Raw genomic sequence first — 15,575 nt, 5'->3', positions numbered from 1 at the left:
GCGGTACGGGGCGTCCGGGGGTCATGCTCCGACGCTACCCCCGCCCCCGGCCGGCGTTCCAATCGGCCCAGGCCTACGGGGCCGCTCCCGCGGCCACCTCGTTGGCGGGATCATTGGACCACTGCGAGAACGAGCCCGGGTACAGCGCCGCGGGGAACCCGGCGATTTCCAGGGCGGCGATTTCGTGCGCGGCCGTCACGCCCGAGCCGCAGTACACAGCGGTGGGCACATCCGGCCGCACGCCCAGGGCCGTAAACCGCTCGCGCAGCTCCTCCGGCGGCAAAAACCGTCCGTCGCCTCCAATGTTCCCGGCCGTGGGGGCACTCACGGCCCCCGGAATGTGCCCTGCCCGCGGATCCACCGGCTCGACCTCCCCGCGGTATCGTTCGGCCGCCCGTGCGTCCAGCAGGACACCCCGTTCCGGCCACTGCGCAGCCTGCGGCGCATCGATGACGGGCATGGCACCGTCGGTGAGCGTGACGTCGCCCAGCGAAGCCTGCTCAAGGCCGCCTTCCACGGCGTATCCGGCCGCCCGCCAGGCGGACAGGCCGCCGTCGAGCAGGAAAACGGTGGACATCCCCGCGTTGCGCAGCATCCACCACAGCCTGGCGGCGGCAGTGCCGCCCGTGTCGTCATAGGCAACCACGACGTCGTTGTCCCGGATGCCCCAGCATCGCGCCGATTCCTGGAACTGCTGCAGCGGCGGCAAGGGATGCCGTCCCTGGGCGGGGTCCGCCGGCCCGGCCAGCCTGGTGGGCAGGTCCACGTACACGGCGCCCGGAATATGTGCCTCAAGGTAGTGCTCACGGCCGTGGGGGTCGCCCAGCGCCCAACGCACATCCAGCAGAACGGTGCGCTTGCCGGAGGTCATCCGGTGGTTCAGCGCGGACACGTCCATCAGGGGGTTCATCAAATCTCCTTTGGTTCGGATGACAGGCTGTCCGGCCTGGTCCGCAGACGCGGGCGGGCAGCCGGTTCCAACTGTAGCCGTGGACGCCTCCGGTCCCGGGTAGGCTGAATCGGTGAACACAGTGGGTAGCCGTGCGGGCAAGCAGGACCGGGCGTGGGCGGATGAAGCCGTCCGCAGGATCAACGCCGAGAACAACAGATCAGCGGACACACACCTATACTCCGTCCCGTTGCCGGAGCACTGGGGCGTCCAGCTGTACCTGAAGGACGAATCCACGCACCGCTCCGGCAGCCTGAAGCACCGGCTGGCCCGTTCACTGTTCCTGTTCGGACTGGTCAACGGCTGGATCCGGGAAGACACCACCATCGTGGAGGCTTCCAGCGGCAGCACGGCGGTCTCCGAGGCCTACTTCGCCCAGCTCCTCGGACTGCCGTTCGTCGCCGTCATGACCCGCACCACCAGCCCCGAAAAGATTGCCCTGATCGAGCAGTTCGGCGGGTCCTGCCTCCTGGTGGAACACGCCTCGGAGGTTTACTCCGCCGCCGAGGAAGTCGCCCGGACCACACGCGGCCACTACATGGACCAGTTCACCTATGCCGAGCGGGCCACGGACTGGCGGGGGAACAACAACATCGCCGAGTCCATCTTCCAGCAGCTGGCCCTGGAAGAGCACCCGGTCCCGCGGTGGATCGTGGTGGGCGCAGGCACCGGCGGCACCAGCGCCACCATCGGCCGGTACCTGCGGTATCACCGCCACGGCACGGAGCTCGCCGTCGTGGACCCGGAGAACTCCGCCTTCTACCCCGGCTGGAGGGACGGCGTGCCCGGGTTTAGCACCGGCATGCCCTCCCGCATCGAGGGCATCGGCCGGCCGCGGATGGAGTCCAGCTTTGTGCCCGCCGTCATCGACCACATGATCCAGGTGCCCGATGCGGCATCGGTGGCCGCCATGCGGCACCTGTGGGACCTGGCCGGGCTGCACGCGGGCCCGTCCACCGGGACCAATCTCTGGGGTGTGTGGCAGCTGATCGCCGGGATGGTCTCGGAGGGCCGGCGCGGCAGCGTGGTCTCGCTGATGTGCGACGCCGGAGACCGGTACGCCGGCAGCTACTACAACGAGGAGTGGCTGCAGGCCCGGGGGCTGGATCCCAGGCCGCATGAGGCCGCCATCAAGGAATTCTTCGAATCCGGAACCTGGCGGGCTTAAACCTCCACGGAGTCTCCGCTGGAGAGGTGGATGTACTCGGTGCCGTACTTGGCTCCCAGCCGCTTCACGTGACCTTCGATGAGGCCCAGTCCGGTCTCATTGAGCAGTGCGTCGTGGATGGGGAATGCCTTGGCGGCCCGGACTCCGATGACGAAATCCACTACCTCGCCAACTTTGTTCCAGGGCGCGTGGACCGGGACCAGGAGGGTCCGGACTCCAATGCCGTCCGGAATCACGAACGAGTCGCCCGGGTGGTACACGTTGGAGTCAATCAGGTACCCGATGTTGGCCACCACGGGGATCTGGGGGTGGATCAGCGCGTGCTGTCCGCCGAACGTCTGAACGTCGAATCCCACCGCGGTGAACGTCGACCCGGGCTCGACGTCCCGGATCCGGGACTCCGCAAACGGCGCCTCGGTCCGCAGCTTGGCGGCTACTCCCCCGGGGGCAAAGACCAGGAGCGACGCATTGCCCCGCAGGGCTGAGACCACGGCAGGAACGTCAATATGGTCGCCATGTTCATGGGTGACGAGGACCGCCCCCGCGGCATCGAGGGCCTTGCCGGTTTCGGAGAACGTGCCGGGATCGAGCACCAGCACCTGCCCGTCCTTTTCGAGCCGGACACAGGCGTGGGTGTATTTAGTCAACTTCATGGAGCCAGCCTAGGGCGGCCTGCGCGGGAGTGTCCATGAACCCGCCCACGCACCCGTCCATCAGGTCCCGGCTGGTAATCTTGGACATTGCACCACCCCTGAGGGAAGCGAGTTATTCCATGGCCCACGGCGCCAAGGCCGACGCCACAAAGCTGTCCGCACCGGCTTCCGCCGGCGGCCGGGAGCAGCGTGTCACCAAGCAGCGAGTGGCCGTCAGCGCCGCCCTGGATGAGCTGGACGACTTTGTCAGCACCCAGGAGCTCTACCGGATCCTGCAGAACCAGGGCACTTCCGTGTCCCTGGCCACTGCCTACCGGATCCTGCAGTCGCTCGCCGACGACGGGCTGGTGGATGTCCTGCGCAACGGCGAGGGCGAGGCCGTCTACCGGAGGTGCGCCGTCACCGGGCACCACCACCACCTGCTGTGCCGCAACTGCGGCAAGGCTGTGGAAGTGGAAGCTCCCGCCGTGGAAACCTGGGCTGCGCGGACGGCCGCGGAACACGGTTACACCGAAGTGGCCCACACCGTGGAGATCTTCGGCCTGTGCCCGGACTGCACGGCCCGGAAATCCGCCGCAGGCTAAGGGGCGCCGTCGCAGCCGCTGTCGCAGCCTGGGAGGCGCCGGCCTAGGAGGCTTCTGCCCCTGCCGGCAGGACGCGACCGTTGAGGCCGCGGCCGGCCCGGACGCCGCCGATGGTCCGGCAGACGACGTAGATCAGGAATGACAGCGTGGTCACGTACGGACTGATGGGGATCCGCCCGCCCAGGGCAAGCAGGATGCCGCCCACAGTAGCCGTCACCGCGAAGGCCACGCTGAGCATCACCACCAGCCGGGGCGAGGAGGTCACGCGAAGCGCCGCGGCGGCCGGAGTGATCAGCAACGCGAGCACCAGGAGCGCCCCCACCACCTGGATGGACAGCGCCACACTGATGCCCAGCAGCACCATGAAGCCGATGCCGAGTGTCCGGACGGGCACACCCCGCGCTTCCGCCACTTCCGGGTCCACGCTGGCAAACGTGAGCGGGCGCCAGATGGCCACCAGCGCCAGCATCACCACGAGGGCCGCTGTGGCCAGCACCTGCAGCTGGACTGTATCCACGGATACGATCTGCCCCGTCAGGAGACCGAACTTGTTTGATGCCCGCCCTTCGTAAAGGGAAAGAAAGAGGATGCCCAGGCCCAGGCCGAAGGGCATGATGACGCCGATAATGGAGTTCTTGTCCCGTGCCCGGACCCCCATCACTCCCAGCAGCAGCGCCGCCAGCACCGAACCGATGAGGGATCCGAAAACGATGTCGGCTCCGATCAGCAGCGCAAAGGCGGCACCTGCGAATGAAAGCTCGGAGATTCCGTGGACGGCGAATGCGAGGTCCCGTTTCATCACGAAGGTTCCGATCAGGCCGCCCAGCAGTCCGAGCAGCGCTCCTGCCCAGATGGAGTTCTGGACCAGTGCCAGGAGCTCGCCGTAGTTGTCGAAATTGAAGATGGAACCCAGGATGCTGTCGAAATCCACTTAGCCCACCTCCCCCGCCACCGAATGCGCGTCCTCGTGGTGGTGCGTGGCCCCCTCCGGGAGCCCCACCACGATCATCCGGCCGTTGGCACGGATGACTTCGACCCGGCTGCCGTAGAGCCCGGAGAGCACTTCGGTAGTCATCACTTCTGCCGGCTTGCCTACCCGGAAACGGCCCCCGGCAAGGTAGAGCACGCGGTCCACGTAATCGATGATCGGATTGATCTCGTGCGTTACGAAGACCACGGCACTGTCCTGCGTGCGGCATTGCTCGTTGATAAGTGCGCTGACGGCCTGCTGGTGCTGAAGGTCAAGGGAAAGCAGCGGCTCGTCACAGAGCAATATCTGCGGATCGGCGGCCAGCGACTGGGCAACCCTTAGTCGCTGCTGTTCGCCGCCGGAGAGCTGGCCTATCGGAACGTTGGCATAGTCCGCGGCGCCCACCAGGTCCAGGAGTTCATCGATCCTGCGGTTGGCCTTTGCTGCACCGAGCCGCAGTCCCCAGCGGTGGCCGTCAACGCCCAGCCCCACCAGGTCCCGCGCACGCAGGGGCGTGTCCGGGGCGAAGGATTTCTGCTGCGGAATGTAGCCGATCAGGTTGCTGCCGCGTTCCACCGGACGGCCGCCCAGCGTTGCCGTCCCGGAATGGAGTTCCTGCAGTCCCAGCAGGACCTTCAGGAACGTGGTCTTGCCGCTGCCGTTCGGGCCGAGGACGGCAAAGAACTCGCCGGGATTGATATCGAGGTCCAGGTCCTCCCACAATGTCCGTTTGCCGAACTTCAGGGTGGCTCCGCGGAGGCTCACTACCGGTTTCAACGTTCTTTATCCTCGATTCATACGGGGCGAAGCGCCCCCACCATCTTAGGACTGCCGGTCCGTGGATGCTTCAGCACGGCTTCCCGGGGCGGAATAATCCCAGCGGGCTACTTGCCCAGGGCCTGTTTGATGTTGTCCACGTTGCCGCTCATCCACTGTACGTACGTCTTCCCCTCGGGAAGCGTTTCGCTGAAGTCCAGCACCGGGACGCCGGCGCCCTCGGCTGCTTTCTTGAGGGCCTGCGTCTGCGGACTCTCCGTCTGTGTGTTGTACGCCAGGAACTTGATGTCTTTCGAACCGGCCAGTTCCGTGGCTTCTTTGAGGACCGCGGGCGGCACATCGGAGCCTTCCTCGATGGCGGCCGTGTAGTCGGCAGGGGTCTTGTTCACGAGGCCTGCAGCCTCGAGCAGGTACAGCGGCACCGGTTCAGTCACAGCGACGGGCGCCTCGGCCGACGTCGCGGCAAGTCCGACGGCCTGGGCGTTCAGCCCGGCGATCTCCTCCTTGAACGAGGCGGCGTTGGCCTGGAAGGTCGAGGCGGACGCCGGCTCAAGCGCTGCGAGCTTGCCTTCGACGGCGTCGGCCAGCTTGGTCATGGCACCCAGGCTGTACCAGACGTGTTCGTTGAATGTTCCGTCATGGGAGTGTCCGTGCTCGTCGTCCGCGGCAGTGGACGCCGCCGACGGCTCTTCTGCCGGGGCAAGCCCGGAAACCTCGACTGCGCTGATGATGTTCTCGTGGCCCAGGTTGCTGTCGTCCGCCAGCTTGTGCATGAAGTCGTCGTAGCCGCCGCCGTTTTCAACGACCAGCCGGGCCTTTGAGACCGCCAGCTTGTCCTGGGTGGTGGCTTCGTAGGAATGCGGGTCCTGGCTCGCCTTGGTGATCAGTGCCTTGACGTTCACTTTATCGCCGCCGATTTCCTTGACGATGTCGCCGTACACGTTCGTTGAGGTGACCACGTCGATGGTGCCGGGATCCGTCTGCGGGCCGCCCGACGTCGTACTGCAGGCTGACAGCAGCAGGCTCAGGCCGGCAAGGGCGGTGGCGGAAAGGGCTGCGGAACGGCGCACGGAAGGACCTCGGATCTGGTTATCGGAAACTTGCCACATGAGAATCAGGAGCATTAGCAACAAGACGAGTGTAGCCCTAAATAGGAATGATTCCTATTTAGGGCTACGGCATCCGGCGCGGGAGCTACTCGCCGTCCGGCTGGCCGAGCCGGCGGATGCCCTTCGCCTGCGTGGCATCACGGATCTCGCCCACGAGCTGCTCGATCACGTCTTCCAGGAACAACACGCCCTTGGTGTTGCCATCCGGTCCGATGACGCGCGCCAGGTGCGACCCGGTGCGCTGCATCACGGACATGGCTTTTTCGATCTCGTCATCCATGGCGAGGTTCGCCAGGGACCTGATCCTGCTCTCGGCAATCGGGTGCTCGTATCCGGCTTCCGGGATGGACAACACATCCTTGATGTGAAGGTAGCCCGAAAGCATGCCGTCCTCGTCCATCATCGGGAACCGGGAGAATCCGGTGCGGCTGACGGCTTTTTCGAACTCCACCGGAGTGGTGGGCGACTTCATCATGACCAGCTTGTCGAGCGGAACCATAATGCGCGACGCCGTATGCTCGGAGAATTCAAGCGCACCGGTGATCAGGCCGGCGTCGTCATCCACGAGCCCGTGCCGCGTGGATTCCTGCACGATCGACTGGACTTCCTCCAAAGTGAACGAGGAGTTGACCTCGTCCTTGGGCTCAATCCGCATCAGGCGCAGAATGTGGTTGGCGGACCAGTTGAGGGCTGCAATCACCGGGTTCACCAGCCGTGCAATGAACATCAGCGGCGGCGCCAGCAGCAGGGCAGCCTTGTCCGCAACGGACACCGAGATGTTCTTGGGCACCATCTCGCCGAAGGTCACGTGCAGGAAGGTCACTACCAGCAGGGCCACGGTGAACGCCACAATGTCAGCGAGTTCCATCGGCATGCCGACGGCTTCAAGGGGAACCGCCATCAGGTGGTGGATGGCCGGTTCGGCCACCTGCAGGATCAGCAAGGAGCAGACCGTGATGCCCAACTGGGCGCACGCGAGCATGAGGGACACGTTTTCCATGGCCCGCAGTGTCGTCTGCGCCCGCACGGAGCCGGCCTCCGCCAGCGGCTCGATCTGGCTCCGCCGCGCGGACATCACCGCGAACTCGGCCGCAACGAAAAAGGCGTTGCCGAATAGCAGGACTACCAGCCAGAGAATTCCTACCCAGTCGCTCATGCCGTGCCTCCCTGGCCGGCCGCGTGCTCTTCGCCGCGGACCGGAGAAGGCTTGAAGCAGATCCGGTCGATCCGGCGCCCGTCCATGCGGGTCACACTCAACGTGCCTCCGCCGACGTCCACCTTGTCCCCCACTGCGGCGATCCGGCCGAGCTGGCTCATCACGTAGCCGCCCACTGTTTCGTAGGCCGACTCGTCAGGAACCGTCAGTCCGGGAATCTGTTCCGAGAGTTCATCCGGGCGCAGGAGCCCGGGGAAGTACCAGTCCCCCGACGCACTCTGCAGCAGTCCGGGACGTACCTTGTCGTGTTCATCCGCGACCTCCCCGACAATTTCCTCCACGAGGTCCTCCAGGGTGGCGATGCCGGCAGTGCCGCCGTATTCGTCCAGCACTACCGCCAGCTGCATGTTTCCTTCACGGAGTTCCGCCAGCAGGGCATCCAGGTGGATGGTTTCGGGAACCCTGAGGACGTCCGTCATGATGGCGCCTGCCTCAAGGTTGGCGCGCCGGTCCGAGGGCACGGCGATTGCCTTCTTGACGTGGACCAGGCCGCGGATGTCGTCGGCGGACTCACCAATGACCGGGAAGCGTGAATACCCGGTCCGCCGTGCGGCGTCGACAATGTCCGAAACCGGCTGCCCGGCGGCAATGGTCTCCACCCGGATCCGCGGGGTCATCACGTCGGCCGCAGTGCGGCCGGAGAACTTCAACGTCCGGGCGATGAAGTTCGCCGTTCCCGGGTCAAGTGTTCCCATGGCGGCGGAGCGCCGCACCAGGGATGCCAGTTCGGCCGGGGTCCGGGCGCCGGAGATCTCTTCCTTGGCTTCGAGTCCGAAGACATTCAGCACTTTGTTGGAGAAGCCGTTGAGCACGATGATTGCCGGCTTGAAGACGGCGGTGAAGACCAGCTGCGGACGGGCCACGGCCTTGCCGATGGGCAGGGACAGGGCGATGGCCATGTTTTTGGGCACCAGCTCGCCGATCAGCATGGATCCAAGGGTGGCGATAGTCATGGCCATCACCAACGAAACAGATGCGGCTGCGGCTTCCGGAACACCGGCCGCGGCCAGCGGACCTTCCAGCAGCTTTCCGACGGACGGTTCCATGACGTAGCCGGTCAGCAGGGTGGTCATGGTGATCCCGAGCTGGCAGCTGGATAGTTGGGTGGACAGTGATTTGAGGCATTTGAGCAGCGGCACGGCCGCAGCGTCGCCGCTGTCGACGGCCCGCTGGACCGTGGCCTGGTCCAGGGCGACGAGGGAAAACTCAACGGCGACGAAGAAACCCGTGCCAAGGATGAGCAGGATGCCTGCTCCAAGTAGTAACCATTCCATCAGCGGTTAGCCTCCGGCGAAGATGCCGGCCGCGTAGCGGCTGAAGAAAGGGAGGTGCTGCCGGGGAAACCGCCCGGCGGAGGATGGTCGGCCGGCGCCGACCCTGTTTCCTGGAAGGCTGCGGCGTGGACTGCTGCAGAATGATGGGCACGTGAACGGGGTTTGCCGGCTCTGTGGGTGGACTGCGGGGAGCTCGTGTTCATGCTCCGCTGACAGCCCCCAGGCCGGCACCTAGATTTACTGTCCATAAGAATTTCAGTCTACAGGAGCAGATGCGGCGCACAGGGTAGGTGCGGCGCCGCCGGGCCGCTCCTCCGAAGGGCTTTTCGTCACCAGCTTTGCGGAACAGGCCGGCCCTCCTCGTAGCCGGCTGCGGACTGGATTCCCGCCACGGCACGCTCACGGAATCCGGCGAGGTCCACTGCGCCGGCGTAGCTGATGGAGCTGCGGAGCCCTGCGGTGATCATGTCAACAAGGTCCTCCACGCCCGGCCGCGCGGGGTCCAGGTACATGCGTGACGTGGAGATGCCCTCTTCGAAGAGCGCCTTGCGGTCCTTTTCAAAAGCGCCCTCGCGCTGGTTCCGGTTCTGCACAGCCCTGGCCGAGGCCATGCCGAAGCTCTCCTTATATAGGCGGCCGTTCGCGTCCGGCTGCAGGTCCCCCGGGCTTTCGTGGGTTCCCGCAAACCACGAACCGATCATGACCTGGCTTGCCCCGGCCGCCAGCGCCAGGGCCACGTCCCGCGGATACCGCACGCCGCCGTCGGCCCAGATCAGCCCACCTGCGGCGCGCGCCGCGGCGGCGCACTCCAGCACCGCGGAGAGCTGGGGACGGCCGACGGCCGTCATCATGCGCGTGGTGCACATGGCCCCCGGACCGACGCCGACCTTGACGATGTTCGCGCCGGCGTGGATCAGTTCCCGGGTTGCATCCGCTGTCACGACGTTGCCGGCCACGATGGGTACGGCGGGGTCAAGCCCGCGGACAGCCGCCAGGGCGTCGAACATCTTTTGCTGGTGACCGTGTGCGGTGTCGATGACAAGGACGTCGACACCGGCGGCCAGCAGTTCCGCCGCCCGGCCCGCCACGTCACCGTTGATTCCGACGGCGGCAGCCACCTTCAGCTTCCCCGCCGCGTCCAGCAGGGGCCGGTAAATAGTGGAACGAAGGGCACCCTTGCGGGTGAGGACTCCTGCGAGGGTGCCATCCTGGTGGACCGGGGCGAAATCCGTGCCCGCGGCGTCCATCGCCTCGAAGGCCTTCCGCAGGGAAGCGTCACGGATATCGGAGCCCGTTCCGCCCGCGGCCGGGTTCCCCGGGCCCAACGCGCCGGCGTCCAGCACCAGCGCCTGCCGCATGATCGACGCGAGGGAGGCAAAACGGTCCTGCCCCTCGCAGTCCGCAGCGCGGACCACGCCGGCAACCCTGCCGGCGTCGTCCACCACCACCACGGCACCGTGCGGCCGTTTGCCCATCAGATGGAGGGCGTCGATGACGGTTTCCGAGGCCAGCAGGCTGACCGGAGTTTCGAACACCGTGTGGCGCGACTTAATCCAGGCGGTGACATCGCGCAGCACATCAAGCGGAACGTCCTGCGGCAGGACGGCCAGCCCGCCGCGGCGGGCCATGGTCTCGGCCATGCGCTTTCCCGTCACCGCCGTCATGTTGGCCACCACCAGCGGGATGGAGGACCCGGTGCCGTCGTCGGCCGCAAGGTCCACATCCAGCCGCGACGTGACGTCCGAACGCGAGGGCACCAGGAAGGCGTCCGAGTAGGTCAGGTCGGTGGACGGTTCACTCAAAAAACGCACGGCTGCTCCTCGTCGAAAAGGGATACTCAGTGCGAGTCTAGGCGAGATAGCGCCCGCAGCGGGACGGCCCCGGGGGCGCCTCCAAGGAAGGCTCCGGGAGGGGCTCCGGTGACGGCGGCGGGACGGCTCGGACGGAGGCTCCGGCAGCTTATTCGCGCAATAGTTTCGCCGCTACATGATTTGGGTCACCCTTATTGGCAGTTAACCAAGGATCGTCACTAGACTGGCAAAGGTCTGGGTTCACAGGACGCAGAGACTGGTTCGATTGTTGTGCTGAGGCACCGAAGGCGACCAGAGGGAAATCAAACTCATGGAAGAGGCGTATTTCAAGTGCCAGAGCAGCCTAGCCACCGTCTACCAGAGGAATTTGGCGGAAACGAGTGGCTCGTTGACGAACTGTACGAGCGTTACCAGCAGGACAAGAACACGGTAGATGCCAAGTGGTGGCCCCTGTTCGAATCCTTCGACGCCGGTGACAGCTCGTCTTCCAACGGGACCTCCGGTGCACCGGCGCCCGCAGATCCCTCAACCCGCGAACTTCCAGTTGTAGCTCCCGCTCCGGCCGCACCGGCACCGACGCCGGCAGCCGCCGCCAAACCGGCCGCTGCCGCCCCGACCGCTTCCGCCCAGGCTCCCGCAGCCCCGGCGAAGAAAGCACCCGCCACTGTTGCCCGCGACGGCGCAAAGAAGCCCGAATCCGCAGGAACTCCGCCCATCCCCGCCCAGCTGCCGAAGAACGTCAAGGCTCCCACGGCTCCCGAAGAGGACGTTGTCTCCGTTCTCCGCGGGCCGGCCAAGGCCATCGCTTCCAACATGGTCACCAGCCTGGAAGTTCCCACCGCGACCAGCGTCCGCGCGATTCCCGCGAAGCTGCTGATCGACAACCGTGTGGTCATCAACTCCAACCTGGCCCGGGCCCGCGGCGGCAAGGTCTCTTTCACGCACCTGATCGGCTATGCCGTCATCCGCGCACTTTCCCAGTTCCCGTCGATGAACGTCTACTACGACGAAGTGGACGGCAAGCCCGTCGCGGTCCAGCCGGCACACGTGAACTTCGGCATCGCCATCGACATGCCCAAGCCGGACGGCACGCGCCTGCTTATGGTGCCGAACATCAAGAAGGCGGAGACCCTCAACTTCTCCGAGTTCTGGCACACCTACGAAGACCTGATCAAGCGCGCCCGCAACGGCAAGCTGACCGCCGATGACCACTCCGGCACCACGGTCTCCCTCACCAACCCGGGCGGCATCGGCACCGTGCACTCCGTGCCCCGCCTCTCCAAGGGCCAGGCTGCCATCATCGGCGTCGGCGCACTGGATTACCCGGCCGAGTTCCAGGGCGCCAGCGAGAAGATCATCGCGCACAACGCCATCAGCAAGGTCCTCACGCTGACCTCCACCTATGACCACCGCGTCATCCAGGGTGCCGGCAGCGGCGAGTTCCTGAAGCTCGTGCACCAGCTCCTGCTCGGTGCGCAGAACTTCTACGACGAGATCTTCGAGTCCCTGCGCATCCCGTACGAGCCCGTGCGCTGGAGCCCGGACCTGCAGGTGGACCCGGCCGACGAAATCAACAAGGTCGCCCGGATCCAGCAGCTGATCCACTCCTACCGCGTCCGCGGCCACCTCATGGCGGACACCGATCCGCTGGAATACGTACAGCGGAAGCACCCGGACCTGGACGTCCTCACCTACGGCCTGACCCTGTGGGACCTCGACCGCGAGTGGCCCACCGGAGGCTTCGGCGGCAAGCCCATGCTGGCGTTCCGCGATATCCTCGGCGTGCTCCGTGACGCCTACTGCCGCACCACCGGCATCGAATACATGCACATCCAGGACCCGGCCGAGCGCAAGTGGTTCCAGGACCAGCTGGAGCACCCGTACTCCAAGCCCAGCCGCGAAGAGCAGCTGCGCATCGTGTCCAAGCTCAATGCCGCGGAAGCCTTCGAAACGTTCCTGCAGACCAAGTTCGTGGGCCAGAAGCGGTTCTCGCTCGAGGGCGGCGAATCGCTGATCCCGCTGCTGGACGCCATCATCTCCGATGCGGCCGACGACGATCTCGACGAAGTGGCGATCGGTATGGCCCACCGCGGCCGCCTGAACGTGCTCACCAACATCGCCGGCAAGACCTACGCCCAGGTCTTCCGCGAATTCGAAGGCACGCAGGACCCGCGCTCCGTGCAGGGCTCCGGTGACGTCAAGTACCACCTCGGCACCGAGGGCACGTTCACCTCGGACAACGGCAAGGAGACGAAGGTCTACCTCGCCGCCAACCCCTCGCACCTCGAGGCAGTGGACTCCGTCCTCGAAGGCATCGTCCGCGCCAAGCAGGACCGCCTGGACCAGGGCGAGGCCTTCCCCGTGCTCCCCATCATGGTGCACGGCGACGCTGCCTTCGCGGGCCAGGGCGTGGTGGCGGAAACGCTCAACCTCTCCCAGCTGCGCGGATACCGCACCGGCGGAACCATCCACGTGGTGGTCAACAACCAGGTGGGCTTCACCACCGCCCCCTCCTCGTCGCGTTCCTCCACCTACTCCACGGACGTCGCCAAGATGATCCAGGCTCCGGTGTTCCACGTGAACGGCGATGACCCGGAGGCCGTGGTCCGCATCGGCCAGCTCGCCTACGAGTTCCGCCAGCGATTCCACAAGGACGTTGTCATCGACATGGTCTGCTACCGGCGCCGCGGGCACAACGAGGGCGACGACCCCTCGATGACCCAGCCGCTGATGTACAACCTGATCGAAGCCAAGCGCTCTGTACGCAAGCTCTACACCGAATCGCTGATCGGCCGCGGAGACATCACCGAGGAAGAAGCCGAGCAGCTGCTCCGCGACTACCAGGAACGCCTGGAACGCGTCTTCGCGGAGACCCATGCTGCGCAGACCTCTCCGATCCCGATCATCACCGCGGATTCAGCAGCCGTGTCCGATATCGAACGGCCCAGCGCCCAGCAGTCCGACTCCGGCATCAACGCGCCGGCGTCCACCGCAATCTCCCCGGAGACCCTGGCGCGCATCGGCAAGGCCCACATCGAGATTCCCGAGGGCTTCACGGTCCACGCCAAGCTCAAGCAGTTGCTGGAGAAGCGCGAACAGATGTCCCGCGAAGGCGGCATCGACTGGGGCTTTGGCGAGATCGCCGCCTTCGGCTCACTCATCATGGAAGGCGTTCCCGTCCGGCTCGCCGGCCAGGACTCGCGCCGCGGCACTTTCGTGCAGCGCCACGCCGTGTTCCACGACCGCGCCAACGGCAATGAGTGGCTGCCGCTGGGCAACCTCTCCGATGACCAGGCCAAGCTGTGGATCTACGACTCCCTGCTGTCCGAATACGCTGCAATGGGCTTCGAATACGGCTACTCCGTCGAACGCCCTGACGCCCTGGTGCTGTGGGAAGCGCAGTTCGGTGACTTCGTCAACGGTGCGCAGACCATCATCGACGAGTTCATCTCCTCGGCCGAGCAGAAGTGGGGCCAGCGCTCCTCGCTGGTGCTCATGCTGCCCCACGGCTACGAGGGCCAGGGCCCTGACCACTCATCCGCCCGGATCGAGCGGTTCCTGCAGATGTGCGCCGAAGAAAACATGATCGTGGCCAACCCCACGACGTCGGCCTCGCACTTCCACCTGCTGCGCCGCCAGGCGTACAGCCGGCCGCGGAAGCCGCTCATCATCTTCACGCCGAAGCAGCTGCTCCGCCTGAAGGCCGCAGCGTCTTCCGTGGAGGACTTCACCACCGGCGCCTTCAAGCCTGTCATCGGAGAGCACGAGCAGCTGCAGGCGGATGCCGTTGAGCGTGTGCTGCTGGTGTCCGGCCGCCTGTACTACGATCTCCTGTCCACGCGGCAGAAGACCGGCGACAAGACCACGGCGATCGTCCGCGTCGAGCAGCTCTACCCGCTGCCCGCCGCTGAAATCGCCGCCGAGCTCGCCAAGTACCCCAACGCCGACGTGGTGTGGGCACAGGACGAACCGGCCAACCAGGGACCGTGGCCGTTCATGGGCCTTAACCTGCCCGAGGCGCTCGACCGCCGGGTCAAGCTGGTATCCCGTCCGGCTTCGGCCTCCACGGCCGCCGGTTCCATGAAGCGGCACGCTGCGGAGCAGGACGCCCTCCTCAAGCAGGCGTTCGCACGGAAGTAGCTTGGACGCTGCCCGGCCGGAACTCGACATTCACGACTCCGGCCGGGCAGCGCTGCTTAATGGAAGGGGCGGCGCTGCCCGACGCAGGTGCTGACCGACGCCGGCGCTCCCCAACGCGGGTCGCGGAGTTGGCTGGCAGCCCCTTTCCATGGAACGCTGAACCAATTGCATATTGAGGTAAAGAGGTAGTCGTGGAAGACAGGAAGCTGCGGATTGCGGCTGTTGGAGATGAACTGTTGGCCGGCCTGGGCGATCCCCGTGCGCTCGGCTGGCTGGGCCGCGTGCTGGCCCGCACTCCGCAGGACGGCATCACCGTTGAGTGCTATCCCCTCCCCTGCCCGCAGGAAGGCACCGAGGGCCTGGCCGCCCGCTGGCTCGACGAGGCCGGCCGCCGCTTCGGCAACAACCACGAAAACCGGCTCGTGATCGGCCTGAGCGGGCGTGACCTCGAGTTTGGCCTGTCCACGGCCCGCAGCCGCCTGAACCTTGCCAATATCCTGGACTCCGCGTCCCAGAACAAGATCGAAGTCTTTGTGGTGGGTCCGCCGCCGTCACTTGACCCCTCGCAGAACCGCCGGCTGGGGGAACTGAATACGGCCTTCGCCGATGTCACCACGCGGCGCAAGCACTTGTACGTGGACACCTTCTCCCCGTTGCTCAACCATGAGCAGTGGCGGCAGGATCTGGCAGCCAACGGCGGAACGCCGGGACAGGCCGGCTACGGGCTGATGGCCTGGCTGGTGCTGCACCGCGGCTGGTTCCAGTGGCTCGGTATCGCTGCCCCGGAGTAGATCCGGAAGCCCGGGCGGCTTTGCCCGCTCGGGGTGCTGCATCGAAACAGATGCGCACGTGCTCGGGGTGCTTGACACCCCAGTCCCGCCCGTGACCCAATGGGCCCATAACGCCGTCGACAAAAGGTTGTGG

General features: G+C 65.9%; 12 protein-coding genes. 4 read left to right on the top strand and 8 right to left on the bottom strand.

Translation table 11 applies throughout. The annotated features are described in order from the left end of the window. Positions 1 to 73 precede the first annotated feature (73 nt). A complete protein-coding gene (locus tag AC07YR_RS17800) occupies positions 74 to 910 on the bottom strand; it encodes a sulfurtransferase (RefSeq protein WP_436058010.1) in 837 nt (278 codons plus the stop codon). Between the two features lie 112 nt (positions 911 to 1,022). Between AC07YR_RS17800 and AC07YR_RS17795 the strand changes: the two genes are divergently transcribed. After that, the gene (locus AC07YR_RS17795) at positions 1,023 to 2,117 is read left to right on the top strand and encodes a PLP-dependent cysteine synthase family protein (RefSeq protein WP_494734713.1); all 1,095 of its coding nucleotides are present in this window, start codon (positions 1,023 to 1,025) and stop codon (positions 2,115 to 2,117) included. Here AC07YR_RS17795 and AC07YR_RS17790 read toward each other — a convergent pair. Then, positions 2,114 to 2,770, bottom strand: coding sequence for an MBL fold metallo-hydrolase (locus AC07YR_RS17790; RefSeq protein WP_055796295.1), 657 nt, complete (start codon positions 2,768 to 2,770; stop codon positions 2,114 to 2,116). The genes AC07YR_RS17795 and AC07YR_RS17790 overlap by 4 nt on opposite strands. A 119-nt stretch (positions 2,771 to 2,889) precedes the next feature. Here AC07YR_RS17790 and AC07YR_RS17785 point away from each other — a divergent pair, with 119 nt between their 5' ends. Then, entirely contained in the window at positions 2,890 to 3,354 is a 465-nt protein-coding gene (locus tag AC07YR_RS17785; protein WP_055797229.1) for a Fur family transcriptional regulator, read from the top strand. A gap of 43 nt (positions 3,355 to 3,397) precedes the next feature. Here AC07YR_RS17785 and AC07YR_RS17780 read toward each other — a convergent pair whose 3' ends face one another. The 6 genes from AC07YR_RS17780 to AC07YR_RS17755 all read right to left on the bottom strand — a co-directional run bounded on the left by AC07YR_RS17780 (position 3,398) and on the right by AC07YR_RS17755 (position 10,511). Next, positions 3,398 to 4,285, bottom strand: coding sequence for a metal ABC transporter permease (locus AC07YR_RS17780; protein WP_494734712.1), 888 nt, complete (start codon positions 4,283 to 4,285; stop codon positions 3,398 to 3,400). Beyond that, on the bottom strand, positions 4,286 to 5,101 hold the full coding sequence (locus AC07YR_RS17775; RefSeq protein ID WP_494734711.1) for a metal ABC transporter ATP-binding protein: 816 nt from the start codon (positions 5,099 to 5,101) through the stop codon (positions 4,286 to 4,288). Between the two features lie 107 nt (positions 5,102 to 5,208). Next, entirely contained in the window at positions 5,209 to 6,171 is a 963-nt protein-coding gene (locus AC07YR_RS17770) for a metal ABC transporter solute-binding protein, Zn/Mn family (protein WP_494734710.1), read from the bottom strand. A 124-nt stretch (positions 6,172 to 6,295) separates the two neighbouring features. Continuing rightward, entirely contained in the window at positions 6,296 to 7,366 is a 1,071-nt protein-coding gene (locus AC07YR_RS17765) for a hemolysin family protein (protein WP_055796304.1), read from the bottom strand. After that, positions 7,363 to 8,700, bottom strand: a complete 1,338-nt coding sequence (locus tag AC07YR_RS17760) for a hemolysin family protein (RefSeq protein WP_055797234.1) — start codon at positions 8,698 to 8,700, stop codon at positions 7,363 to 7,365. Before AC07YR_RS17760 ends, AC07YR_RS17765 begins: the two co-directional genes overlap by 4 nt. 329 nt (positions 8,701 to 9,029) lie before the next feature. Further along, positions 9,030 to 10,511 carry a GuaB1 family IMP dehydrogenase-related protein gene (locus AC07YR_RS17755; RefSeq protein WP_494734709.1) on the bottom strand — a complete coding sequence of 494 codons (1,482 nt, stop codon included), beginning with the start codon at positions 10,509 to 10,511 and terminating at the stop codon, positions 9,030 to 9,032. Between the two features lie 330 nt (positions 10,512 to 10,841). On the opposite strand from AC07YR_RS17755, the gene AC07YR_RS17750 reads away from it, so the two are divergent. Together AC07YR_RS17750 and AC07YR_RS17745 are read left to right on the top strand one after the other, a co-directional pair. Continuing rightward, positions 10,842 to 14,651, top strand: coding sequence for a multifunctional oxoglutarate decarboxylase/oxoglutarate dehydrogenase thiamine pyrophosphate-binding subunit/dihydrolipoyllysine-residue succinyltransferase subunit (locus AC07YR_RS17750; RefSeq protein WP_494734708.1), 3,810 nt, complete (start codon positions 10,842 to 10,844; stop codon positions 14,649 to 14,651). A gap of 191 nt (positions 14,652 to 14,842) precedes the next feature. Continuing rightward, positions 14,843 to 15,442, top strand: coding sequence for a GDSL-type esterase/lipase family protein (locus AC07YR_RS17745; RefSeq protein ID WP_055796312.1), 600 nt, complete (start codon positions 14,843 to 14,845; stop codon positions 15,440 to 15,442). Positions 15,443 to 15,575 lie beyond the last annotated feature (133 nt).

It is taken from the genome of Arthrobacter sp. GW460-12-1-14-TSB2, assembly GCF_059423525.1.
The sequence above is the reverse complement of the archived record's forward strand: the minus strand, read 5'-3'. Positions and strand labels throughout refer to the sequence as shown.

Bases quoted from the DNA above. Each gene is read 5' to 3' on its own strand.
- AC07YR_RS17800 (WP_436058010.1), bottom strand. From the start codon at position 910: ATGAACCCCCTGATGGACGTGTCCGCGCTGAACCACCGGATGACCTCC.
- AC07YR_RS17790 (WP_055796295.1), bottom strand. From the start codon at position 2,770: ATGAAGTTGACTAAATACACCCACGCCTGTGTCCGGCTCGAAAAGGAC.
- AC07YR_RS17785 (WP_055797229.1), top strand. From the start codon at position 2,890: ATGGCCCACGGCGCCAAGGCCGACGCCACAAAGCTGTCCGCACCGGCT.
- AC07YR_RS17765 (WP_055796304.1), bottom strand. From the start codon at position 7,366: ATGAGCGACTGGGTAGGAATTCTCTGGCTGGTAGTCCTGCTATTCGGC.
- AC07YR_RS17760 (WP_055797234.1), bottom strand. From the start codon at position 8,700: ATGGAATGGTTACTACTTGGAGCAGGCATCCTGCTCATCCTTGGCACG.